The 22332-nt window shown below is 47.4% G+C and carries 26 protein-coding genes; all 26 read left to right on the forward strand.

Going from position 1 to position 22332, the window contains the following annotated elements:
* Window positions 1-79: 79 nt before the first annotated feature.
* The 26 genes from G4O42_RS06320 (at window position 80) to G4O42_RS06445 (ending at window position 22329) form a co-directional block, all read left to right on the forward strand.
* On the forward strand, window positions 80-877 hold the full coding sequence (locus G4O42_RS06320; RefSeq protein ID WP_032874579.1) for a terminase small subunit: 798 nt from the start codon (window positions 80-82) through the stop codon (window positions 875-877).
* Entirely contained in the window at window positions 874-2172 is a 1299-nt protein-coding gene (locus G4O42_RS06325) for a PBSX family phage terminase large subunit (protein ID WP_032874581.1), read from the forward strand. The genes G4O42_RS06320 and G4O42_RS06325 overlap by 4 nt, the downstream gene beginning before the upstream one ends.
* A 48-nt stretch (window positions 2173-2220) precedes the next feature.
* Window positions 2221-3612, forward strand: coding sequence for a phage portal protein (locus G4O42_RS06330; protein WP_087920794.1), 1392 nt, complete (start codon window positions 2221-2223; stop codon window positions 3610-3612).
* Between the two features lie 19 nt (window positions 3613-3631).
* Complete coding sequence (locus G4O42_RS06335) at window positions 3632-4477, forward strand: XkdF-like putative serine protease domain-containing protein (protein WP_007407275.1); 846 nt, start codon at window positions 3632-3634, stop codon at window positions 4475-4477.
* A gap of 26 nt (window positions 4478-4503) precedes the next feature.
* Window positions 4504-5439: a phage major capsid protein gene (locus G4O42_RS06340; protein ID WP_007407274.1), complete on the forward strand. Its 936-nt coding sequence runs from the start codon at window positions 4504-4506 to the stop codon at window positions 5437-5439.
* A gap of 16 nt (window positions 5440-5455) precedes the next feature.
* Entirely contained in the window at window positions 5456-5839 is a 384-nt protein-coding gene (yqbG, locus tag G4O42_RS06345; RefSeq protein WP_032874585.1) for a protein YqbG, read from the forward strand.
* A complete protein-coding gene (locus G4O42_RS06350; RefSeq protein ID WP_007610806.1) occupies window positions 5836-6192 on the forward strand; it encodes a DUF3599 family protein in 357 nt (118 codons plus the stop codon). The genes yqbG and G4O42_RS06350 overlap by 4 nt, the downstream gene beginning before the upstream one ends.
* Window positions 6189-6692: an HK97 gp10 family phage protein gene (locus tag G4O42_RS06355; RefSeq protein WP_032874587.1), complete on the forward strand. Its 504-nt coding sequence runs from the start codon at window positions 6189-6191 to the stop codon at window positions 6690-6692. The genes G4O42_RS06350 and G4O42_RS06355 overlap by 4 nt, the downstream gene beginning before the upstream one ends.
* The gene (locus G4O42_RS06360) at window positions 6689-7135 is read left to right on the forward strand and encodes a hypothetical protein (protein ID WP_032874589.1); all 447 of its coding nucleotides are present in this window, start codon (window positions 6689-6691) and stop codon (window positions 7133-7135) included. Before G4O42_RS06355 ends, G4O42_RS06360 begins: the two co-directional genes overlap by 4 nt.
* Window positions 7132-7341: a YqzN/YkzM domain-containing protein gene (locus G4O42_RS06365; RefSeq protein ID WP_007407269.1), complete on the forward strand. Its 210-nt coding sequence runs from the start codon at window positions 7132-7134 to the stop codon at window positions 7339-7341. The genes G4O42_RS06360 and G4O42_RS06365 overlap by 4 nt, the downstream gene beginning before the upstream one ends.
* Window positions 7341-8738, forward strand: a complete 1398-nt coding sequence (locus G4O42_RS06370) for a phage tail sheath family protein (protein WP_007610810.1) — start codon at window positions 7341-7343, stop codon at window positions 8736-8738. Before G4O42_RS06365 ends, G4O42_RS06370 begins: the two co-directional genes overlap by 1 nt.
* Window position 8739: 1 nt before the next feature.
* Window positions 8740-9183, forward strand: coding sequence for a phage tail tube protein (locus G4O42_RS06375; RefSeq protein WP_003154837.1), 444 nt, complete (start codon window positions 8740-8742; stop codon window positions 9181-9183).
* 75 nt (window positions 9184-9258) lie between these two features.
* Entirely contained in the window at window positions 9259-9705 is a 447-nt protein-coding gene (locus tag G4O42_RS06380) for a phage tail assembly chaperone (RefSeq protein WP_032874591.1), read from the forward strand.
* A 41-nt stretch (window positions 9706-9746) separates the two neighbouring features.
* Window positions 9747-9899 carry a hypothetical protein gene (locus tag G4O42_RS06385; protein WP_015239684.1) on the forward strand — a complete coding sequence of 51 codons (153 nt, stop codon included), beginning with the start codon at window positions 9747-9749 and terminating at the stop codon, window positions 9897-9899.
* Window positions 9887-14992: a transglycosylase SLT domain-containing protein gene (locus tag G4O42_RS06390; protein WP_032874593.1), complete on the forward strand. Its 5106-nt coding sequence runs from the start codon at window positions 9887-9889 to the stop codon at window positions 14990-14992. Before G4O42_RS06385 ends, G4O42_RS06390 begins: the two co-directional genes overlap by 13 nt.
* Window positions 14985-15644, forward strand: coding sequence for a LysM peptidoglycan-binding domain-containing protein (locus G4O42_RS06395; RefSeq protein ID WP_007610816.1), 660 nt, complete (start codon window positions 14985-14987; stop codon window positions 15642-15644). Before G4O42_RS06390 ends, G4O42_RS06395 begins: the two co-directional genes overlap by 8 nt.
* Window positions 15645-15657: 13 nt before the next feature.
* A complete protein-coding gene (locus tag G4O42_RS06400; protein ID WP_032874595.1) occupies window positions 15658-16635 on the forward strand; it encodes an XkdQ/YqbQ family protein in 978 nt (325 codons plus the stop codon).
* Window positions 16635-16901: a DUF2577 family protein gene (locus tag G4O42_RS06405; protein WP_007610818.1), complete on the forward strand. Its 267-nt coding sequence runs from the start codon at window positions 16635-16637 to the stop codon at window positions 16899-16901. Before G4O42_RS06400 ends, G4O42_RS06405 begins: the two co-directional genes overlap by 1 nt.
* 103 nt (window positions 16902-17004) lie before the next feature.
* Complete coding sequence (locus G4O42_RS06410) at window positions 17005-17430, forward strand: DUF2634 domain-containing protein (RefSeq protein ID WP_032874597.1); 426 nt, start codon at window positions 17005-17007, stop codon at window positions 17428-17430.
* Window positions 17423-18469 carry a baseplate J/gp47 family protein gene (locus tag G4O42_RS06415; RefSeq protein ID WP_007610819.1) on the forward strand — a complete coding sequence of 349 codons (1047 nt, stop codon included), beginning with the start codon at window positions 17423-17425 and terminating at the stop codon, window positions 18467-18469. Before G4O42_RS06410 ends, G4O42_RS06415 begins: the two co-directional genes overlap by 8 nt.
* Window positions 18453-19031 carry a YmfQ family protein gene (locus G4O42_RS06420; RefSeq protein WP_032874599.1) on the forward strand — a complete coding sequence of 193 codons (579 nt, stop codon included), beginning with the start codon at window positions 18453-18455 and terminating at the stop codon, window positions 19029-19031. Before G4O42_RS06415 ends, G4O42_RS06420 begins: the two co-directional genes overlap by 17 nt.
* Window positions 19028-19300: a hypothetical protein gene (locus G4O42_RS06425; RefSeq protein ID WP_015239690.1), complete on the forward strand. Its 273-nt coding sequence runs from the start codon at window positions 19028-19030 to the stop codon at window positions 19298-19300. Before G4O42_RS06420 ends, G4O42_RS06425 begins: the two co-directional genes overlap by 4 nt.
* 2 nt (window positions 19301-19302) lie before the next feature.
* Window positions 19303-20925, forward strand: a complete 1623-nt coding sequence (locus G4O42_RS06430) for a pyocin knob domain-containing protein (protein ID WP_032874601.1) — start codon at window positions 19303-19305, stop codon at window positions 20923-20925.
* Window positions 20926-20937: 12 nt separating this feature from the next.
* Window positions 20938-21309, forward strand: coding sequence for an XkdW family protein (locus G4O42_RS06435; RefSeq protein WP_032874603.1), 372 nt, complete (start codon window positions 20938-20940; stop codon window positions 21307-21309).
* Between the two features lie 4 nt (window positions 21310-21313).
* Entirely contained in the window at window positions 21314-21511 is a 198-nt protein-coding gene (locus G4O42_RS06440; protein WP_032874605.1) for an XkdX family protein, read from the forward strand.
* Between the two features lie 56 nt (window positions 21512-21567).
* A complete protein-coding gene (locus tag G4O42_RS06445) occupies window positions 21568-22329 on the forward strand; it encodes a hypothetical protein (RefSeq protein ID WP_032874607.1) in 762 nt (253 codons plus the stop codon).
* Window positions 22330-22332: the final 3 nt, after the last annotated feature.

Raw genomic sequence — 22332 nt, forward strand, 5'->3', positions numbered from 1 at the left:
ACGATCACAAAAAGCGGCCCGATTAGAAGCCGCTTTTTATTATAGACAATCATGTCGGAGGTGGCGGTGATGCCGTAGCATGAAAAACGCAAAAAGAGAACAGGCATTTACAATCTATCAGTCTCATCAAGGCCGCATCACAAATCGCGCCCTTGCCGGCAAATCAGGCGTATCCGCAAGAACGATCGGCAGATGGAAAAAAGAAGGGCGCTGGGACGAGGCGCTCCATAAGAACGCGGAAAGCGGCGGAAAAAACAACCCGGGCGAAGGTGATGAGTTAAACGAACGTCAGCGGCTGTTTTGTCTTTATTATGTGAAAAGCTTTAACGCCACCCAATCTGCGATAAAAGCCGGGTATTCACCGGAAAGCGCGCATGTGACGGGAAGCAGGCTGTTGAAAAACGAAAAAGTCGCCAAAGAAATCAGCCGCATGAAAAAGGAAATGGTCAATAAAGTGTTTGTCGAAGCGATGGACGTTCTTCAAGTCTATGTGAAAATCGCTTTCGCCGACATTACTGATTATGTAACCTTCGGAAAAAAAGAGGTTCAGGCCTTCGGAAAATCAGGGCCGCTCTTTGACGAAAATGATAATCCGATTATGCAGGAAATCAGCTACGTTGATGTTAAAGATTCTCACCTTCTGGACGGAACCATCGTCACAGAAGCAAAACTCGGAAAAGAGGGCATTGCAATCAAGCTAGCCGACAAGATGAAGGCTCTTGAAAAGCTGTCCTTGTACTTTGACCTTTTCCCCGATCAATTTAAACAAAAAATCGAAAATGAAAAATTAAAGCTGGCACAGCAGAAGATGGAAAAAACAGAAGACAGCCAAAAGCCGATTGACATTGTCATTACGCGGAAAGAGGAACGGTCATGATTGAAAAAGCGGTTAACCCGCGCTTTGAAGATTATTTGTTCAATTGGAATGAAACGTACCAATTTCTCGTCGGAGGCTATGGCTCGTCAAAAAGCTATCATACCGCGCTGAAAATCATCCTGAAGCTGCTTCGTGAAAAGCGGACGGCGCTTGTCGTGCGGGAAGTTTTCGATACGCACAGAGATTCTACTTTTGCCTTGTTTGAAGATATTATCGGGGAGCTTGAGCTGGGACATGCCGTAAAGGCCGTGTCTTCGCCGATGCAGCTGAGATTTTCAAACGGAAGCCGGATTATGTTTAAAGGGATGGACAACCCGGCCAAATTGAAATCCATTCACCATATTTCACTGATTTGGATTGAAGAATGCTCTGAAGTGAAGTATGAAGGATTTAAGGAGCTGATCGGGCGTCTGCGCCATCCCGAGCTTTCGCTTCATATGATATGCACCACAAATCCCGTCGGCACCTCCAATTGGACGTACCGGCATTTTTTCCGTGATGACCAAAAAAAACGGTTCGTATTGGATGATCAGACGCTGTATGAAAAAGGCACCGTCGTTAAGGGAGATACGTATTACCACCATTCCACAGCGTGCGATAATCTGTTTTTGCCGAAAAGCTATATTAAGCAGCTGGACAGCTTACGGCATTACGATCCTGATTTGTACCGGATCGCCCGCAAAGGACAGTTCGGCGTCAATGGCATCCGCGTGTTTCCGCAGTTTCAGGTCATGGAGCACAACGAAGTAACGGAGCGGATTGCTTCCATCAGGCGCCCCCTGTTTCGGACGGGCATGGATTTCGGTTTTGAAGAGTCATACAATGCGGTCATCCGGCTTGCCGTCGATCCGGATCAAAAAGAGCTTTATATTTTCTGGGAATATTACAAAAACAAAATGACCGATGATCAGACAGCTGAGGAGCTTCAGGAATTGGCGGATCAAAAAGAGCTGATCAAAGCGGATTCGGCTGAGCCGAAAAGCATCCAATATTTTCGCAGGCAGGGTTTTTGCATGGTTGCGGCCAAAAAGTTTCCGGGCTCAAGACTTCAGTATACAAAAAAGCTGAAACGGTTCAAACATATCTATTGCTCAGACAGCTGTCAACATACGATCCGCGAATTGCAGAACTTAACGTACGCAAAAAACAAAAACGGCGTTCTGTCGGAAGATGAGTTTTCAATTGATCCCCACACACTTTCAGCCATTTGGTATGCGCTGGATGACTATGACGCGGCGGATTTGAAAGATGCATCACAAGAACGGAGACGTCCGAATCGGGAAAGGAGGAGGTAGGCGTTGCCGAACTATCAAAACGTTAGAGCCACCGTCTTTAAATCAAAAATGGCCGCGCCGCAGGCAAGGCAGATGAACGAAGATCAATTTGCCGATCTGTACGGCGAAGACATCATTTCACCGCCCTATAATCTCATTGAACTGAAAACAATCGCCGAATATTCGACGATTCTTCAGCAGTGCATTGACGCGTATCGGGTCAATATTACGGGTTTTGGGTTTGATGTGGAATATACCTTTGATGTAAATAGCCCAGATTGCTCCCCGTCAAAAAAGGCCCGGGCCGAAAAAAACTGGATGAAGCTGGAGAGCTTTTACAAATGTCTTCATTTTGATGAATCGGCCGAGACGATCCTCGGATATGCGATAGAAGACCGTGAAAAAACGGGCAACGGTTTTCTCGAAGTGCTTCGGGACGGGGCGGGAAAACCGGCGGGGATTGAATATCTGGATGTGAAACATATGCGCGTCTGCGGTGTGACTGATCCCGTTGAAGTTACATTTTCATATGAAGAAAACGGCGCATCCAAAACGATTAAAAGGCAAAAACGGTTCCGTAAATATGTTCAGATGCTGAACGGTCAGAAAGTGTTTTTTAAGGAATACGGCGATCCCCGCATGATGGACATGAGAACCGGCGAATACGTAAAGACCCTGTCTGAAGAATACCGGGCAAATGAAGCGATTCACTTAAAAATCGGCAGCGGCACTTACGGAATTCCGCGCTGGGTCGGCAATATCGTCAATCTGTACGGCGCCCGGAAAGCGGAAGAACTGAATTTTATGTATTTCAAGCAGGGCCGTCACGTGCCGGCCGCCATTACGGTTGAAAACGGCATGCTGTCAGAAACCTCGTACAAAGAGCTCCAGGATTATATGAATGACCTGGAAGGGGTGGAAAACGCCCACAAGTTTCTGCTGATTGAGGCGGAAGGTATTGCGAAGGAAAAAGACCTTCACGGAGGCGAAGACATTACGCCCGTGTCTGTGGAAATTAAATCACTTGCCGAAATTCTGCAGGATGATGCGCTGTTTCTTGAATATGACGACAAAAGCAGAAATAAACTCCGCTCCGCGTTCCGTCTCCCGCCGCTTTATACGGGCGAGGCGCAGGAATACAACAAAGCCACCGCCGATACGGCACGGAAAATAACGGAGGAGCAGGTGTTTCAGCCGGAGCGGAAAACGCTGATTAATAAGCTCAACACGTTATTTTTGCCAGAATTGGGTCTCCACGATGTACAGCTCACATTAAAAGGGCCTGATTTTCGCGATCCGCTTGAAATTGCGAAGGTGCTTACGCCATTTATTTCCGCCGGCGCGGTCTCTCCTAATGACCTCCGTGATCTGGCCGGAAGAGTGCTCGGGAAGACGCTTGAGGAGTGGCCTGAAGAGTACTACAGCCGGCCGGTGCTGAAAGGGAAAAAGGAGCAATCCTGAAAGGGGGTGAAAACATCTCGTGCCGAGAGAATTGAGAAATGCCGTCATCAGTTTTGTGAGCTATGTCGATAAGGCGGCGAACCAAACGGAATTCTTTTTTACAAAATCAGCCGGAGGCCTTCCGTCATTTGAAAAAAAGGTGCAGGTGTTTACAAAAAGCGAATCGGATGAACAGAAGCTTGTTTACGGCATCGTTTACGAGCCGGATGTCCCGGATGCCCATGGCGATTATATGACGGCTGAAGAGATTGAAAAGGCCGCTCACGGTTTTTTGGCGGATGCCCGCAACATCGATACAAATCATAATTTTGAAGGCGGGACCGGCGAGGTGGTGGAGTCGTACGTCGCCCCGGATGACTTTGAAATCGGGAATGCTGTGATCCGGAAAGGATCTTGGGTGCTTGTCACCAAAGCTTCCGATGAAGTATGGGATCAGATTAAAGCCGGTATTATTACGGGCTACAGCATGGCGGGAACCGCTGACGTTTACGAAGAGCCGGCAGAAAAGCAAGCCGGCTTATTCGGCGCGGTCAAGCAATTTCTCGACCGTGACCGCAAATCAAGAAACCGCAAGGGAGAGGACTTGAACAAGATGAGAAAAGAGGACGTAAGAGAATCGATTGAACACGCGCTGCACCCGCTTTTAAAGCGGCTTGACAGCTTGGACCAAAACACGGAAGACAAAGACGGGGCGGCTGCGCCGTCTGATGAAGAAAAGCTGAAAACGCTTGTCGAGGACATGCTCGCGCCGATTATTAAACGCATTGAAGCGCTTGAAAAAGTAAGAGGCGCATCAAAGCAGCCGGAAGAAGAGACGGGCGGCCAAGAGCCTGTTAAAAAATCCATTTGGAGCGGACTGCTTTAAGCCCAGTCAGAAGGAGGAACTGTAGAGTGAGAAATCAAGATATCATCAGAAAGGCGGAAATGTCACTTTCCGCTTTAAAAAGCGGCGGTTTAATGAACCCCGCACAAGCTTCAGCATTTATCCGCATGGTGCAGAACACGCCGACCATTTTCAGCGAATCGCGTGTGATTCAAATGGAAAATGACTCGCAGAAATTTGAAAAAATCGGTTTCGGCCAGCGTATTCTGCGTGCCGCTGAGGAAGGAAAAGCCTTAACTGACGATCAGCTGACCGTCCCGGCAACAAGTACGGTGCAGCTGAATACGAAAGAAGTCATTGCGGAAATTAATATCACCTATGACACGCTTGAAAATAATATTGAAAAAGACGGCCTGCAGCAGACGATCATGCAGATTTTGGCGGAGCGGGCGGCAGTCGATATTGAGGAGCTTGTCGTAAACGGCGATACATCTTCTTCTGATCCGTACTTGGCACAGCTTGACGGAATCCGTAAGCAGACTGTATCTCACGTCATTGACGGAAACGGGGAAGAGCTGTCCAGAGCCACATTTAAAAAAGGCTTAAAAGCCATTCCGGCAAAATATTTGCGCCTGCCTCAGGAATTCAGATTTTACACATCTCAAGGCATGGAGATTGAATGGAAAGACCGTGTAGCTGACCGTCAGACCAACCTGGGGGATCTTGCGGTGCAGGGCGGTTTGTCTTCAGCATTCGGCGTTCCGGTCAAAGGAGTGTCCAATCTGCAGCCTTACTCGGTCGGAGAAGGTGATTCCCAGTACGATGCGTCTGACATCATTCTGACTCACCCGAAAAATATCATTCTCGGTTTTTCACGAAATATCCGAATCGAAGTAGATAAAGATATTCGCAGCCGCAAATTTATTATCGTACTGACGGCTAAACTTGACAGCAAATTTGAAGAAGAAGATGCAAGCGCCAAAATCGTAAACGTTAAAGAATAAGACGGGGGTGGCAGTTATGTTAATTCAGCCGTCTGACGTTGTTTCATATTCAGTTTATGATCAAGTCAAAAACAGGCCGGAGCCGCTTCTTATACAGGACATTCTGGAGGCGGAGGCGGAAGCGGCCAGAATGGCGGGGCATTCGTTCACTGATCCTATATACTCACCGCTTCCCGAAAAGATTAAGCTTGCGTTATTAAAGCTTTCTCAATATTTTGCGCTGATCAACCAGAATGAAGCGGCCGCTTCCGCCTATCAATCTGAAAAGATAGGCGACTACTCGTATACGGTGGCAGATGAAGGCGGAATCAGAAAACCGGCGGTGCACCATCTGCTCTGTGAATATATCGCGCCGGGTTATTCCCCGGTTTCTGCACACGCAAAGGTGAGACCTTTATGAGCTACGAACGGCTGCTCACTGACAGATGCGATATTTATCATGAGACGGTGTCAGTTCCGAAGGCCGGACGCTTCGGGATTCCCGCCGAAAAGCTCCAGCCTGTCTTTTCTTATCCGGAAGTTCCGGATGCTGAAGACGTGCCGTGTCTGTTTGTTGAAAAACAGCAGCAGCTTATTCAGCTCGAGCCTGATCATAAAGTATATCAGCGGTTTCTCGTTCATTTTCCGAAAGAGGCCGTTGTGCGTGTCAATGACAAAATCATTTGGGAAGGCCAGGCGTATATTCTGGAAATGCCGAAGAAAGCAAGACAGCACCATTGGGAGGTTATCGCTGTGAGAGATGACAGACTATGAGCATAAAAAACCTTGAACAATGGAATCGGTCGCTGCAAAAGGCATCATCCGGAGAATTTGCCCGTCAGGCAGGCGAATGGCTGGAACAGTCAGGAGAGGATTTTCTCGACTTGGTACGGGAGGAGCTTATTCATTCGGGAGGGATTGATACAGAAAGCCTGCTGTCTTCTTTCCGAAAAGGAGCGCAGGATCATGTATGGATCATTGAAAACGGGGGACTGACCCTTGAAATCGGCACCAATGTAGAGTATGCCTCATTCATAAATGACGGACATTGGACCGTCTCAGATGAAAATGTCAGATGGGTGCCCGGATATTTTCAAGGCTCCCAGTTCATCTATGATCCGTCAGCTTCAACGGGAATGGTGCTCAAAAAACAGTGGATCAGCGGGAATGGGTTCTGGGACAAAGCCCTTCTTTTGTATGAAACACTCTTCGCCGAATCGCTGGACAAGCGTTTCGATCAGTGGCTTAACACGTTAGGGGGAGATATCGGATGAATCGCGAAACCGGTTCAATCGCCGCTTTTTTGTATCAGCAGTGCGGCGTGCCCGTATATGAAAATGAACTGCCTGAACAATTTCAGGTGCCGTCACTATACATTCCGCCCCCGTATGTTTTTGACGAGAATGACACAGTCTCCACCTTTAAGAAGACATACAGTCTGAATGTGAAGCTGTTCCATGCCGACTCGGTGCAGGCGCTCTATGCAGCCGACCGGATCGCCGATGCGGTGAGAGAATCAAGACAGCTGATTCCGCTGCTTACGGAATCAGGGGAGGACACCGGTGACTTCGTCCGCATCAGCCGTATCGAAACAAGAGTCGGAGACAAAGGCGAGGCAGTGATCACAATCCGCTGGACGAGCCGCTACTACTATCAGAAACAAACATCTCCCGCACTGCGGGATGTGGACATTAACAGCGGGGTGAAACAAAAGTGAAACAATATAAAAAGAAAAACGCCGCAGCGGCGGAACGAGCGGTTCTTTATGACACGGCGGATTTAACAAAGCACGCGAAGGAGCTTTTCGGCGTAAAACCTGAGATTCTCCAGGGGGCTTTATTCGGCGTGAAGCAAAAACAAATGACAAAAGCGCAAGCAAAGTCTTACATTGAAGCATTTTTAACCAAGGAGGTCATGCAATAATGAACGGCGGAACATTTACGCAAGGAAAAGAAAAAGAACGTGCCGGGATCTATTTTAACTTTAAAACAACCGCCCAGGAGCGGGTATCGATCGGTGAACGCGGGATTGTCGCCCTTCCCGTCGCATCCGGCTGGGGGGAAGCGAAAACATTCGTTTCCATTTCAAGCATTGAAGATTTGAATAAAAAAGTGGGGCTCAGTATTGAAGATCCGTCACTGATTCTGCTTCGTGAGGCGAAAAAGAAAGCAAAAACCGTTTTGATGTACCGTCTGACAGAGGGAATCAGAGCGAGCGCCGATCTTTCGCAAGGTGTTAAAGCAACCGCTTTGTACGGCGGTTCAAAAGGAAATGACATCATCATCCGCATCAGTGAAAACGTCCTTGATCAGACCGCTTTCGACGTGACCACTTACATGGATGAAGCGGAAGTTGACAAACAAACGGTGAAAAAAGCCGAAGAATTAAAAGCAAACGGCTATGTCACATTCACGGGAACGGGCGAACTGTCGGCTTCCATCCCGCTGACAGGCACTGAGGAAGAATCCGGGGAAACGTTAAACCCGCAGGCAGGCATCCGTCTTGCGGGCGGAACTGATAAAGCACCGGTCAACTCAGACTATACGGATTTTTTAGCTGCGGCTGAAACGGAGAATTTCGATGTCATCGCTCTTCCTGTCGCGGAAAACGATCAGCTGAAAGCGACATTTGCCGCATTCATTAAACGCCTTCGCGATGCGCAGGGACAGAAAGTGCAAGGGGTGACCGCCCATTACAGCGGAGATTATGAAGGTATTATCAATGTGACTGAAGGTGTGCTGCTGGAAGACGGAACGGAGATTAAAGCTGAAGATGCGACCGCCTGGGTGGCAGGCGCAAGTGCCAGCGCCGCATTTAATCAATCCTTAACATTCGTTGAATACGAAGGCGCCGTCGATGTGCTGCACCGCCTGACTCATGATGAAGTGATCGAACGTCTTTCCAAAGGTGAATTCCTTTTCTCTTATGATGCCCGTGATAAGTCAGTCAGCGTTGAAAAAGATATCAACTCATTGGTGACATTTACGGCAGAGAAAAACAAAAAGTTCGCGAAAAACAAAATCGTCCGTGTGCTTGATGCGGTGAATAACGATTTGACACGTGAACTGAAAGCCTTAATTAAATCGAAAAAAGGCACGGGCAGCGATCTTCCAGCGACAAACGACGGCCTTCAATTCGTCAAAACGATGATTATTCAATATTTGACAACGCTTCAGGATGCGGGCGGCATCGCTAACTTTGATTCAGACAAAGACATTACAATCGGCCTTAATGAAGACCGCGACGGCTTTTTAATTGATCTCGCCGTGCAGCCTGTGGATGCGGCAGAAAAATTCTACTTTAATGTGGAGGTAAACTAAGATGGCATTAAAAGCACAAAATACAATTTCAGGAAAAGAAGGCCGTTTATTTCTCGATGGAGAAGAGATGGCGCATATTAAAACCTTTGAAGCAAACGTAGAAAAAAACAAATCAGAAGTAAACATCATGGGACGCCGCATGACGGGGCATAAAACGACTGGCGCCAACGGAACGGGCACAGCGACGTTCTATAAAGTCACATCCAAATTCGCCGTGCTTATGATGGATTACGTGAAAAAAGGCAGCGACCCGTATTTTACGCTGCAAGCCGTTCTTGACGACAAATCATCAGGCCGCGGAACAGAACGCGTCACCCTGTATGACGTCAACTTTGATTCTGCAAAAATCGCCGGACTGGACGTAGACTCAGAGGCGCTAGAAGAAGAAGTGCCGTTTACCTTTGAAGATTTCGATGTGCCGGAAAAGCTTTCTGAAACGTTTTAATTAAGATCGGTATGAGTGAAACAGGCCTTTTACAGGCCTGTTTTTTATAAAAAAAAGAGTAAGGGAGTTTTCATCATGAGTGAAAAAAATGAACAAGTATTTGATCTATCATTCTTTATGCCGGGTAAAACAGTCGAGGCTGAGGAGATTCGGGTTCCGCTTTCAAAGCGTTTTGTCGATAAAAAAGGAAACATCGTGCCTTTTATTTTTAAAGCCATTACGACTGAGCGCATTGATGAACTGGAGAAGGAAAGCACGACATATAAAAATGTGAAGGGCAGAGGCCGCGTAAAAGACTTAGACAGCCAGCGCTTCTATGCGCGGATCGCGGTTGAATCTACGATTTACCCTGATTTCCGGTCTAAGGAGCTCCGCGACGCTTACAAAACGGCAGATCCGGTCGAGGTGGCAAAACGCGTGCTTTCAGTCGGCGGTGAGTATGCAAATTGGCTGAATAAAGCGATTGAGATCAATGGTTTTGAAGATGAATTAGAAGATCTGGAGCAAGAAGCAAAAAACTGATAAAAGATGGGAATAAGGAAGCCGTGTATCTCTATTACGCGATGCATGAGCTTCATTATTCTCCATCAGAACTGAAAGAGTTATATGAAGCACCGAGACATTTTAAGGCGCTGTTGTACGGTTTAATCGGTTACAAGCTGGACATTCTTGAAAAACAAGCGAAGAAAGGGGGAGCGACATCATGGCAAAGCTGACCGCCCGTTTTGAATTGGAAGATCGAGTTTCAAAGAAAATAAGGAAAATCCAAAATGGCTTCAGAGCGCTTGAGAAATATAGGAAAATGACAAAACGCCAAAGTGAAATTGATATACGCAAAGAGAGTAAATCTGTTTTAAGAACAATTGACCGCATCCAGCGCTCTATGAAAAGAAAGCTGGGCGCACAAATGATCTCTATTTCAGCTGAAGACGGAGCCAGTGCCGTCATTCAAAAGGTGCAAACCCAATTAGCGGGTCTGCCTGCGTCTTTAACCATTAAAATAGGAGCAAAAGACAGCGCGACAGCGGCATTTGAGAGATTGCGGGATCTGGCTGCCGGTTTTAAAGGATTTACCGTTTCACTGTATGCGTCAGACGAAGTGACCCCTGCCATGGAACGTATCAAACGCTACATGCAATCTGCGTTAAAGAACGGGTACTCTGTCACTATACGCGTCATAGATCACGTCATGACAACAGTCGGCCGAATTTCAGCGGGTATTGATTCGCTGACGGGAAAAAACAATGTCATTCAATTATCGTTAAACGAAAAGGTGACAGCACAGCTGGCTGCAATGCAAAAGAATATGCCGGACGTCGGAAAAGCTTCTGCATCTGCTGCTCCTGCTTCGCCGAAAAACGATTTTTCAATGCTTGACTCCATTGCAGACACCTTCATGAAAAAAGTCAATGACATCGCATCCAAATTTTATCCGGAAACAATCATAGCGGAACTGGATAAATTCGCTGCAAGCTTTATGAAGAAAGCGGACGAAATCGCGAGCAAATTCAGCCCTGCAACGATTTTGGCAGAGCTGGATAAGTTCACAACCTCATTCATGGGGAAAGTAGACGAAATCGCAAGCAAGTTCAGCCCGGCAACGATATTAGCCGAACTGGACAAGTTCACAACGTCATTCATGGGAAAAGTGGACGAGATCGCAAGCAAATTCAGCCCTGCAACGATTTTAACCGAACTGGACAAGTTCACAACGTCATTCATGGGAAAAGTGGACGAAATCGCAAGCAAATTCAGTCCTGAGACGATATTAACCGAACTGGACAAGTTCACGACCTCATTCATGGGGAAAGTAGACGAAATCGCAAGCAAATTCAGTCCTGCAACGATATTAGCCGAACTGGACAAGTTCACGACCTCATTCATGGGGAAAGTAGACGAAATCGCAAGCAAGTTCAGCCCTGCAACGATATTAGCCGAACTGGACAAGTTCACGACCTCATTCATGGGAAAAGTGGATGAAATCGCGAGCAAATTCAGCCCGGAGACGATATTAGCCGAACTGGACAAGTTCACAACGTCATTCATGGGAAAAGTAGACGAAATCGCGAGCAAATTCAGCCCTGAGACGATTTTAGCAGAGCTGGACAAGTTCACGAGCTCATTCATGGGAAAAGTAGACGAAATCGCAAGCAAATTCAGTCCTGAGACGATATTAACCGAACTGGACAAGTTCACGACCTCATTCATGGGAAAAGTGGACGAAATCGCGAGCAAATTCAGCCCTGAGGCGATATTATCAGAACTAGATAAATTCGCTGATTCGTTTATGAAAAAAGTAGACGGGGTCGTGAGTAAATTCAGTCCGGAAGCCATATTGAAAGAACTGGATAAATTCACTGATTCATTTATGAAAAAGATAGATGACGTTGTCAGCAAATTCAGTCCGGAGGCCATATTGAAAGAGCTGGATCATTTTACTGATTCGTTTATGAAGAAAGTCGACGACGTTGTCGGTAAATTCAGTCCTGATAAGCTAATCGACCGCGCCGAACAATTTGTAAATGACACGATTGACCGAATTTCTGAGAAATTCGATTTTCTCAATCCGGATAAGATCTTGGAAAAAGTGGAGCAGTTTACATCCTCACTGTTCGGAGGCATTGATAAAAAGTTCGGCAAATTCAGTCCTGATGCGATCATCGAAAAAGCCGAGGCATTTGTTGATAAAATTGTCAGCAAGATTGCAAAGAAATTTGAGAAATTCAGCCCGGACAAAATCATCGAAAAAGCCGGGGAATTAATAGAAAAAATATTTTCAGGAATCGCTGAAAAATTAGGCAAACTCAATATCGGCGGATTATTAGGAGGCGGCACGAAAAAAGAAAAGAGTAAGGGCAACAGCCCGAAGCGTCCTGATCTGACAAAGGGTCCGCAGCGCACGGTAACAGCGCCAAAATCTTCAGGAAAGTCAGCCAAAAAAACCGGCGGGGCTTTGGGGGGCTGCTGCTGCTGTACCGGAGTGACGAGGGGCAAAAGCAGTAAAGTCGAAGAGCGGAATAAATCTTCAAAACGAGGTTCATCCGCAAAGGGAAGCAAACAGGCATCCGTAAATACGCCGAAAACAAAAGGGGCAGGTAAAGGCATCGGCGCGCTTTTGAAAGGCTTGGGAGATTCAAAGGCGCTAAAAGGCGGTATGAAAGGGTTAAAAGGTGCCGCTAAAGGAATTCCCGGCATAGGTGAATTGTTATCACTCACTGATTTAGCCGGCATCAATAAAGATAATGCAGGAGAGAAGGTCGGCTCAGCAGGCGGCGGTCTTGCCGGAGCCGCGGCCGGAGCGGCAATCGGCAGCGTTGTTCCCGGAGTGGGCACATTAATCGGCGGCGCGGTAGGCGGCATCGCCGGCAGTTTAGGCGGTTCCAGCTTGGGAGAGGCCTTTGATTCAGGGGCTTTGAAGGACACGTGGAATGATATTTCCAAAGCGGCGCAAAGTGCTTGGACAACAATACAAGATACTTGGGGAAGCGTTTCATCCTGGTTCATGGAAAATGTATGGACGCCGGTTTCATCAGCTGTCGTCGGAGTGGCGACAAGCATCTGGTCAAATATCGTGAATGCGTGGACAACGATTCAAGGGATTTTCAGCACGGTGTCATCCTGGTTCATGGAGAATGTATGGACGCCGGTTTCATCGGCTGTCGTCGGAGTGGCAACCAGCATCTGGTCAAATATCGTGAATGCGTGGACGACGATTCAAGGTGTCTTCAGCACAGTATCCGGCTGGTTTATGAGCACGGTGTGGGGGCCCGTAAAATCGGCTGTCGTCGGAGTGGCGACGTCCATTTGGAGTAAAATCACAGGAGCTTGGGATAAAATTAAATCCGTTTTCAGTACGGTTTCCGGCTGGTTCATGGATACTGTCTGGAATCCGGTGAAAGACATGGTGAAAAAAGTCGGTAAAGGAATATCAGATGCTTTCCAGACTGCTTTAGATACGGTAAAGGGTATATGGAAAGGGTTAAGCAGCTGGTTTGAGAAACATATAAAAGAACCTCTTGTAAAAGTGGGAACAGCCATATCAGATGCTTTTTCTGCAGCATTCGACTGGGTGAAAAAGATTTGGGATAAAACCGGCGGCAAAATGATTTCAGGCATAATGAATTTTGTCACAGGAGGCGGCGGAGATAAAAAGAAAAAACCGGACAAAAACGCCACAGGAGGCTACATTACAAAACCGACCATTTCCTGGATTGGTGAAGCCGGTAAAGAATTTGTCATCCCCGTCGACAACAATCGCGGACGCGGAAAGATGCTGCTTTCACAAGCTGCGTCTAAGCTCGGCATGCGTGTTGTCGATGATATGGGCGCGGCTTCGGCTCAGTCTTCTGCTGTTCCGGCGGGAGCGGGCGGTGTTTCTTCTTCTGCATCTGTGTCGGCCGCAGCGTCTGTGGATTCTTCCGGATTTGCCGGGACGGCTTCATCACTCGGCAAACAGTTTACTGAAGGCTTTGACAGCGGAATCAGCAAAAAAGCGGTGGATATGGACGGCTGGAAGGAAAAAAACATCGGAACGCCGTTCAATGCCCTCATTTCGTCTTCATCCGGTTACGGAAAGCAAGTCGTTGCGGGCTATGCCAAAGGTCAAAATACTTCGCCGACGGGCACCGATTCATTTTTAAAAACAAAGGTGAAAACACCTTATCAATCGGCGGTTAACCAATCGTCATCATGGGGCGCCGCAACGGTGAAAGGATATTCGGCCGGACAGAATGCAAAAGATACGGGAACGTCGCAATACGTAAGCACACATATCAATAAACCGTTTGTGCAATCAAGAGATTCCGCGAACGGCTGGGGGTCAGGCCTGATCGGACACTTCGTATCAGGGATGACTGCAAAAGGAAGCGAAGTCAAACAGGCGGCCAAAGATATGGCCAAAAAAGTCGAGGACGCATTCAGGGAAGAGCTTGATATTCACTCTCCTTCCCGTGTCATGATGAGTCTCGGACGCTTTGCTTCAGTCGGCGTCGTCAAAGGGCTCAGCTCAGTTGACGTAAAAAAATACGCCGAAAAACAGGCAGGCTCGCTTGCAGCAGCCTTTTCCGGCATGGGTGCAGCGGGAGGAAGCGTCAAAGAGTGGCTTTTGGCCGCAATGAAAGCAACCAATACGCCGATCAGCTGGCTTCCGGGATTAATGACGATCGCACAGCATGAGTCAGGCGGCAACCCTAATTCCATTAATCTATGGGACAGCAACGCCAAAGCCGGACACCCGTCACAGGGGCTTATGCAGACGATTCCAAGCACCTTTGAAGATCACAAAGCGCCGGGCATGAATGATATCAGAAATCCAATTCACAACGCCGCTGCCGCTATCGGCTATATTAAAAGCCGATACGGCTCGATCAGCAATGTCCCCGGGATTAAAAGTATGGCTCATGGAGGCCCTTACGTCGGTTATGCCAATGGGGGTCTGATTACCAAGGAGCAGATCGCCCGTGTCGGCGAAGGGAACAAACGAGAGTGGATCATCCCTGAAGAACGGGGCATCCGCGGCCGTTATCTGCTGCAAAAAGCGGCTCAGGCGCTCGGCATGGAAGTGTCCGATCCGTCCCAGACGGAACCGGCGGCGCTCTCAGCCGGCACGGTTTCCGCAGCCGTTAAAGGCGGCGGCCAAACCGTTCAAAAAACGGGAACAAAAGAAATTAAAATCGAATTCAGCGGCGATCAGCATTTCCATAACGGACAGGACGCCGACAGCCTCGCCGCCAAAATCAAACAGGCGCTGATTGATGAACTGCAAAAAGACATTTATACCGGAGCAAAGGGGGCCGTTGCTTTTGACTAAATCTGTTTACGAATTTTGGCTGTCTCAGGGGAAGGACAAGCTCCGGCTTCCCGTTCTTCCTGAAGCGATTGATATCGCAAACAGCGTGCAGAATGATTCCGTGAAAGTCACCGGACTTGGAGAGGTTACGTTTATCGAAGAACCGGGAGCGAAAGAAATTTCGTTCTCTTCTTTTTTTCCGAAACGGTACAGCCCGATTGCCGAATATCAAAGCATCCCTTCGCCGGAAAAAGCCATTTCAGCCATTGAAGCATGGATGAAAGCGAAAAAACCCGTTCAGTTTTTGATTACAGGGACAAAAATCAATGTCACATGCAGCATTGAAAGCTTTAATTACAGCGAAGGTGACAATGAAATCGGCGACCGGAATTTTGATATCGTACTGAAAGAATATAAAACCGCTTCGCCAAGAAAAATCAAACAAAAGAAAAAAACGAAAGCGAAGCGCCCGTCCAAAGCTTCACCCAAAACATATACCGTCAAAAAAGGGGATACGCTTTGGGACATCGCCGGCAAGTTTTACGGAAAACACACGGAGTGGCGGAAAATCTGGAACGCGAATAAAACCGCCATGATTAAGCGCAGCAAACGGAATATCCGGCAGCCGGGGCATTGGATCTTCCCGGGGCAGAAGCTGAAGATACCGCAATGAAACGGGTGAAAAGATGATTGAACTATTTGTCATAAAAGAAACGGAGTGGCTCGAGCTTGTCACAGAAAGCGTAACGCTGGAAGGACACAGATATCAGGCGCCCCGCTCCATCGAAGCGACGATTGTTGTAAAGCAGGGCAGCCAGACGTATTACGGCGTATCAGAAGGGGATACGGTTTTGTTCAAATGGAACGGAAAAGAACTGTTCCGCGGCGTTGTTTTTGCAAGAACGCCCGATGAGCATACCGTCGCCTTCACCGCATACGATATGCTTCAATACCTTGTGAAAAACCAGGACGTTTACGTGTTTTCCAACAAGCGCGCCGATCAAATATTAAAAAGGATCGCCAGCGATTTTCAAATTCCCGTCACATCCATTGCTAACACAGGCCATACCATTAAATCACTCGTTTTTAAAAATGATACAAGCCTTTACGATATGATGCTAAAAGCGTTAAAGCAGACAAAAAGCCAGACGGGGCGCAATTATCAGCTCTATTCAGAAAAAGGCAGGCTCGGCTTGCGTGAATGGCCGGAGCCGTCTGACATATGGGTGCTGGAAACAGGAGTTAATATTACAGGGTATCAATACAGCACCTCAATTGATGACACCGCAACCCGTGTCGTCATGCGGCTGCAAAAAGACAATAAAACGATAAAGGCTTCCGCCGCAGACAGCGCGGGCATGAAAACATTCGGCGTTTTGCAGTATACCGAAACGGTTTCTGACGATATTAACGAAGCTCAGCTGAAACAGCGCGCAAAAGTGAAGCAGGCTGAGAAAAAAGGCGTTAAGAAAGAGCTGAAAAATATACAGGCGATCGGTATTCCTGGGTTGGAAAGCGGGTTGCCTGTCTATATTTCAATTCCGGAAATCGGGCTGAAGAAAACCTATTATGTAGATACGGACCGCCATGAATTCCAAGGAACAAAACATACCATGACGATTGACGTCACGGAGAAAAATTCACTGCCGGAGGGGACATCCTGATGAGATTAAGTGATGCCATTAAACATTTAGCCGTCGGAGCGGTTGACGCCGAAGCGCCGGTGGAGCTGATGCCGGCCGAAGTGACCTCCGTTTCCCCGCTCGAGCTGAAACTGAAAGATCACGACAAACTTTTGATTCCGTCTGATGCACTCATTGTGCCGAAGCGGCTGAGATCCGGAGAAGATGATCAGCTCCAGGCGGGAGATCGGGTGATGACCGCCGCTTTAACAGGAGGACAGTCTTTCTTTGTACTGGACAAAATTTAACCGGCATCCGGACGGAGATGCACGAGAATATCAGCCTATTAAAGCCGCTTCATCTGCCGAAGAGGGCTTTTTTACATGAACAAATCTAAAAGGAGCGGGTGCAATGGCCCTGACATCGGAAATCGAATTTGAAGATTTGGAGGATGCGAGTGAGGCCGTTGAGACTTCACAAACCTACCGAATTGATTTTGAAAACAACCGGATTACCAATGAACTGATAAACGGACTGGACGCAATCAGACAATTCGTCTATATCGCTCTTCACACAGAACGGTATTCATATTCGGTTTTCAGCCATGATATCGGAAATGAACTGCAGGAAGTGCTTTCAGATCAGAACACGACGGATGCTTATAAAAAAATGGAGATCCCAAGACTGATAGAAGAAGCCTTGCTGTATGATGACCGTATTTTGGCCGTTACCAATTTTGAGATTGAGAAAAAAGATGATGCCTTCATCGTCTCTTTTACCGTTGAAACTGATGAGGGCATGCTTGAGATAGAGGAGGTGCTGGGTGAGGATGTTTGAAGCTCAGACGTTTGACGACATTATGGACAGAATGCTGGCGCGCGTTACGGCGGATATTGATACGAGAGAAGGCAGCGTCATTTACAATGCGCTCGCGCCTGCGGCCGCTGAGCTCGCAAAGTCTTATATTTGGCTTGATACCGTGCTGGAGCTCGTGTTCTCCGATACGGCTCAGGGAGAATTTCTGGACAGGCGTGCTGCTGAAGCGGGAATTGAACGAACACCTGCCACAAAAGCGGTCAGAGCCGGAGAATTCACAGCGGGCATCACCATTCCGCCAGGCTCCCGTTTCTTCGTTGATAACCTGTATTTTCAATATACGGGGGATGGAACGCTTGAATGTGAAACAGCCGGTGAAGCTGGCAATGCCGGCATTTCAGGGCAGAACATGCTGCCGCTTGATACGATACCCGGGCTTGAGAAAGCAGTCATGCGCGATATATTAATTCCCGGCCGTGAGGAAGAAGATGACAACAGCTTAAGGGCGCGCTATTTTACCCGTGTCCGCCGGGAAGCAGTCAGCGCAAATAAACAGCACTATAAACAATGGGCCGAAGAGGTTGACGGCGTGGGCAGGGCAAAAATCTTTCCGCTTTGGAACGGAGCCGGAACGGTGAAGGTTGTCATCACAAATGCGAATTTGGAACCGGCATCAGATATTCTCATCAAAAAAGTAAAGGATTATATTGATCCGGACGAAGGGCAGGGAGAAGGACAGGCGCCGATCGGAGCGGCAGTAACGGTGGAAAGCGCCGTATGGAAGGAAATCGAAATCTCCGCTTCCGTGCTGCCTGAGCTGAACAGCTCGATTGATGACGTAAAAGCGGAGATTGAAAAAGGTGTCCTGAATTTATTTAAGAAAATGGCCTTCGAAGAAAACACCGTCCGTTTATCACAAATTAACAACATTGTTTATAACTCGGCATCCGTCAGTGACTATGCCGATATCAAAATGAACGGTGCGGCGGAAAACCTCGTGCTCAGTGATGTGGAAATTCCTAAACTCAAAGAGGTGACAATCCTTGAGCAGACTCGATGAGATGACGGCGTACCTCCCGCCGTTTTTAACCCGATTAAAGGAGATGGCACAACTGCTTGAGGCGGAAGCTCCTGAGTTTGAGCGGCAGAATAACGATATTTTCGATTTAACGGATCAGCTCTTTATCACGACGGCGACGTGGGGGCTTGACCGCTGGGAAAAAATATTAAAAATACCGCGGGAATCAGGTGACACGGAGGATATGAGACGGCTCAGGCTGATTTCGAAGATGTCGAATATTCCGCCTATCACACATCAAGCGATTGAGCAGGCGCTAAACCGTTTTTTAAAACATCCATCAGCTTACGTACGGATGTTTCCGGGGCAGTATCGTTTTTATGCCGATATCGGGCTTGATGACCTGCAGCACATGAACGAGCTGATTGAAACGCTTGAAAAAATCAAACCCGCTCATTTGGCGTTTACACTGAGAGCCGCATTAAACGAAACACTGGAAATCAAAGACCGGGTCATTCTCAACAATCGGAGATACCGAAAAGTCAGTGAACTGAAGGTCGGTTATTCCGTCACACTCAACAATAACGAGGTGGTCTTACCATGATATCAGCCGCTTACAGACAGCGTGCCGCAGCCGATCTGAAAAACAGGATCACAAAAGTGCTGTTAAACGGCAAAGAAACTCCGATTGCGGATATTTCCGTAAAAGATGCCGCAGTCACCGTTCTCACACGCAGGGAAGAAGACATCAAACACATTGAAACCGTGCAGATGCTTGACGAAACAGGAAGCGTCATCACAGAACGAAAAACAAATTTAGATCTCAGCAATAACAGAACGCTTGATTTAAGATTTACCTTTGAGGTGGTGTAACGATGGCTTACGAAGAAAAAACAGACTGGCTTCCGGACGATCCAATAAATGAAGATGACGTCAACCGCTGGGAAAAAGGCATAAAAGACGCCCACGCGGATCTGGCTTCCCATAAAAACGACATGAACAACCCGCACAAAACGACAAAGGCGCAAATCGGCCTCGGAAACGTGGACAATGTCCAGCAGGCAGCAAAAAAAGATTTTGATCAGCACAATCAAGATCTGGACCGGCATGTGACGAAGGAAGAGCGCCAGAAGTGGAATAACGGGCAATTGTCTAAAATGACAAAAGATAATGGCTCCGCTTTTATTGATATCTCTGACGGACAGGATTTTCATCAGACCGCTGCCAGCCAGAATAAGACCTTTACTTTCTCAGCAGCTGCAACTGGAGTAAATACCCCGCCTAAACCGTCAGAGGGTATATACCTTTATTCTTCAAAGAATAACGGAGAGGCGGCCGCTTTCTCAGATGACGGGGGATTTTGGAGAAAAACGCTGAAAAACGGCATCTGGACGGAATGGATGCCATTTGAAACAGCTGCCGGAGCACAAGCAAAAGTAAATGAGCATGCCGACAAAACAGATCTTCATGTAACCAAGTCTGACAAAGACAAATGGAATGCAGGGCAGTTATTCAATCTGACTGACAATGACGGGAATGCTAAAACGGTAACGGAAACAAACTTAGACAATATAAAAACGTCCGGTATCTACTATATATCGGTTCAGCATACGGAAAATAAGCCTGCGGAATACGGACAATTAATTGTAATGCAAAGAACCCGCGGAGCATCACCGACTTTTGTCCAAATGTTTATAGACACAGCGACCGCCGGAAATCCCATATACGTCCGAAGTTTCAGCACTAAAGGCGTTTGGTCGGAGTGGAGCCAAAGAGAAACAGATGCAGGCTCTCAAGCAAAAGTAGACGCTCACGCCAATAAAAAAGACATCCATGTCACACAGGCGGATAAAAATATGTGGAACGGCGCACAGCTTTCGAAAATAACAAACGATAACGGCGGCTATCTTCTTACAATTAGTGATGATGATAACTTTCTTGAAAAAATCGTTAAAAACGGCAGGGCGTTCGGCACCTTTTATTCAACCGGCAAAGCGGCAAACAGTCCGAGCAACGCTTCGACCCGCGGCATGTTTCATTTTACCTCTCTTGACAGTGAGGGAAAGGGAACGTTTGGGTATGTCATTGCCGTCGATTATAAAAATAATATGTTCACGAACTATTTGGATTTGAACTTGGGCTGGCAGGGCTGGCGGCGCCTCGTTACTGAACTTGATATTGAGAATGTACCTTGGATAAATGTTCCTTATAAAAATGGCGCTAAATCAGGAGACAGGCCGCTTCAATACCGCAAAGTGGGAAACACCCTTCACCTGAACGGACACGTTCTTACGGACAGAGAAGTGGTATTCGGGAGTGTGCCATCCTCTTGTGCGCCGGCCAAAGGCGTTGTAACGATGGTTGCAGCCAGCGGCACCACCGGTTACAGCAAATTTATTATTTATTCTAATGGAGATATGAAGCTGACGGGAATTATGGCCAATATAGAAAATAATGTGAACGGCTATTATATTGACCTTGTTTTGGCACTCACGTAAAGGAGCGAGAATATGAAATTAATATTTCCGTATGACAATGACAACATTTATACAGGCACTCCGATTGAGCTTTATCCGGATTCTGAGACAGGAGATTATTTGATGCCGGCTAACGCTGCGGACGTTCCGCCGGAAATAAACGGCGAAGGCATGTGGCGCCCATTTTTTGATGAAGAGAAACAAGAATGGGTGGAAACGGCTGACAAAGCATATAAAGACAGCTTAAAAAAAGATACGGCGCCCGATTCAAACCAGCTTGCAGGCCTCGGGGGACAGCTGGCGAATGAGAAATTGGCCAGAAAAGCAGCCGAACAGGCGCAGCAGTCACTCGGCAGGCAATTAGCGTCTTTAAAATTAGAATTATTAAACGTAAAAGGAGAATGAAAAAATGAAGAGACTTAACTTTTGGGTTTACGCTTTGTTTTATAAGTGGGCCTCAATAGAAATGGTAAAACAAGCTATGGGCTATGATGACTGCTCTGCCGAAGATCTGGCTGAAGGTGTGGCCGCGAAGTATATCATGCCTGAGGAATTTCAAGAAATAACGGGTGAAACATACGAAAACTATAAAAATGCTGTGTCATAAGCCGAACGGCTTTTTTTATTTGTCATTTTTAATAAATGAGAAAAGGAGGACGGCCGATGAAAAAGCATTCATTTGAATTTCCCGCCGATCAACTTGGCAGACCCGGCGCAGTAAAAGCTTATCGCGGTAACAAAAACGATTATGTCACACCGGTTGCTGATCTGTCCGGAATGGCAGAGCTTCTTACCAATACACCGCTAGAAGCGATTGAAGTTTACAGCCAATTCGGACAAGACCGTTTAGGAGCCGTCTTAATAGACAGAGCACAGGGGTGGGCTTATTCGGACCGCAGCGGAACTCTTTTTATCGAAGAGAGCGAGGATAACATTTCGTGGACAGCTTCACATTCTTTCGCAGTAAAAGGCGGAGTGCTGACCGCTTCGGGGTGGGTCTGCCTGACAAAACGATATTACCGGTTCCGTTTTGAAAATGGAAATCAAAAGCAGTCCGAATTTGTTTTATACCAATCTGTCGGTACGGGCGGTGATATGGCGTTTTCATATACAGACGTGATTTTTCATGAAAATGCAGCAGAGGCGGGCGAGGGAAGCATCTTCTCGGCGGGCGCTTGGAAAAAACTTCTCGTCGAAATCACCGGCACGGCTGAGTCGGGCCATGTCGCGTTTTGGGGGAGATCCATCTCGGGAAAAAACGTGCCGATCAGAGGAATCAGGTCTGAAGACGGAACATCAGCCGCCGGTACATCAGGCACAGACGAAGTGTGGTCATTTGATATTGCCGGTTTTAAGGAAATCATCATGGAAATCAAAAGCATTTCCGGCGGGAGCCTTTCTGTCAAAGGCACGGCATTTTCTTAAGAA

This window comes from Bacillus sp. LUNF1, from assembly GCF_011008975.1.
In the GTDB taxonomy this organism is placed as follows: Bacteria; Bacillota; Bacilli; order Bacillales; family Bacillaceae; genus Bacillus; species Bacillus velezensis.

Coding starts and splice junctions, on each gene's coding strand:
- G4O42_RS06320 (WP_032874579.1), top strand. CDS start 80: ATGAAAAACGCAAAAAGAGAACAGGCATTTACAATCTATCAGTCTCAT.
- G4O42_RS06325 (WP_032874581.1), top strand. CDS start 874: ATGATTGAAAAAGCGGTTAACCCGCGCTTTGAAGATTATTTGTTCAAT.
- G4O42_RS06330 (WP_087920794.1), top strand. CDS start 2,221: ATGGCCGCGCCGCAGGCAAGGCAGATGAACGAAGATCAATTTGCCGAT.
- yqbG (WP_032874585.1), top strand. CDS start 5,456: ATGTTAATTCAGCCGTCTGACGTTGTTTCATATTCAGTTTATGATCAA.
- G4O42_RS06350 (WP_007610806.1), top strand. CDS start 5,836: ATGAGCTACGAACGGCTGCTCACTGACAGATGCGATATTTATCATGAG.
- G4O42_RS06355 (WP_032874587.1), top strand. CDS start 6,189: ATGAGCATAAAAAACCTTGAACAATGGAATCGGTCGCTGCAAAAGGCA.
- G4O42_RS06360 (WP_032874589.1), top strand. CDS start 6,689: ATGAATCGCGAAACCGGTTCAATCGCCGCTTTTTTGTATCAGCAGTGC.
- G4O42_RS06370 (WP_007610810.1), top strand. CDS start 7,341: ATGAACGGCGGAACATTTACGCAAGGAAAAGAAAAAGAACGTGCCGGG.
- G4O42_RS06375 (WP_003154837.1), top strand. CDS start 8,740: ATGGCATTAAAAGCACAAAATACAATTTCAGGAAAAGAAGGCCGTTTA.
- G4O42_RS06380 (WP_032874591.1), top strand. CDS start 9,259: ATGAGTGAAAAAAATGAACAAGTATTTGATCTATCATTCTTTATGCCG.
- G4O42_RS06385 (WP_015239684.1), top strand. CDS start 9,747: ATGCATGAGCTTCATTATTCTCCATCAGAACTGAAAGAGTTATATGAA.
- G4O42_RS06390 (WP_032874593.1), top strand. CDS start 9,887: ATGGCAAAGCTGACCGCCCGTTTTGAATTGGAAGATCGAGTTTCAAAG.
- G4O42_RS06400 (WP_032874595.1), top strand. CDS start 15,658: ATGATTGAACTATTTGTCATAAAAGAAACGGAGTGGCTCGAGCTTGTC.
- G4O42_RS06405 (WP_007610818.1), top strand. CDS start 16,635: ATGAGATTAAGTGATGCCATTAAACATTTAGCCGTCGGAGCGGTTGAC.
- G4O42_RS06410 (WP_032874597.1), top strand. CDS start 17,005: ATGGCCCTGACATCGGAAATCGAATTTGAAGATTTGGAGGATGCGAGT.
- G4O42_RS06415 (WP_007610819.1), top strand. CDS start 17,423: ATGTTTGAAGCTCAGACGTTTGACGACATTATGGACAGAATGCTGGCG.
- G4O42_RS06425 (WP_015239690.1), top strand. CDS start 19,028: ATGATATCAGCCGCTTACAGACAGCGTGCCGCAGCCGATCTGAAAAAC.
- G4O42_RS06430 (WP_032874601.1), top strand. CDS start 19,303: ATGGCTTACGAAGAAAAAACAGACTGGCTTCCGGACGATCCAATAAAT.
- G4O42_RS06435 (WP_032874603.1), top strand. CDS start 20,938: ATGAAATTAATATTTCCGTATGACAATGACAACATTTATACAGGCACT.
- G4O42_RS06440 (WP_032874605.1), top strand. CDS start 21,314: ATGAAGAGACTTAACTTTTGGGTTTACGCTTTGTTTTATAAGTGGGCC.
- G4O42_RS06445 (WP_032874607.1), top strand. CDS start 21,568: ATGAAAAAGCATTCATTTGAATTTCCCGCCGATCAACTTGGCAGACCC.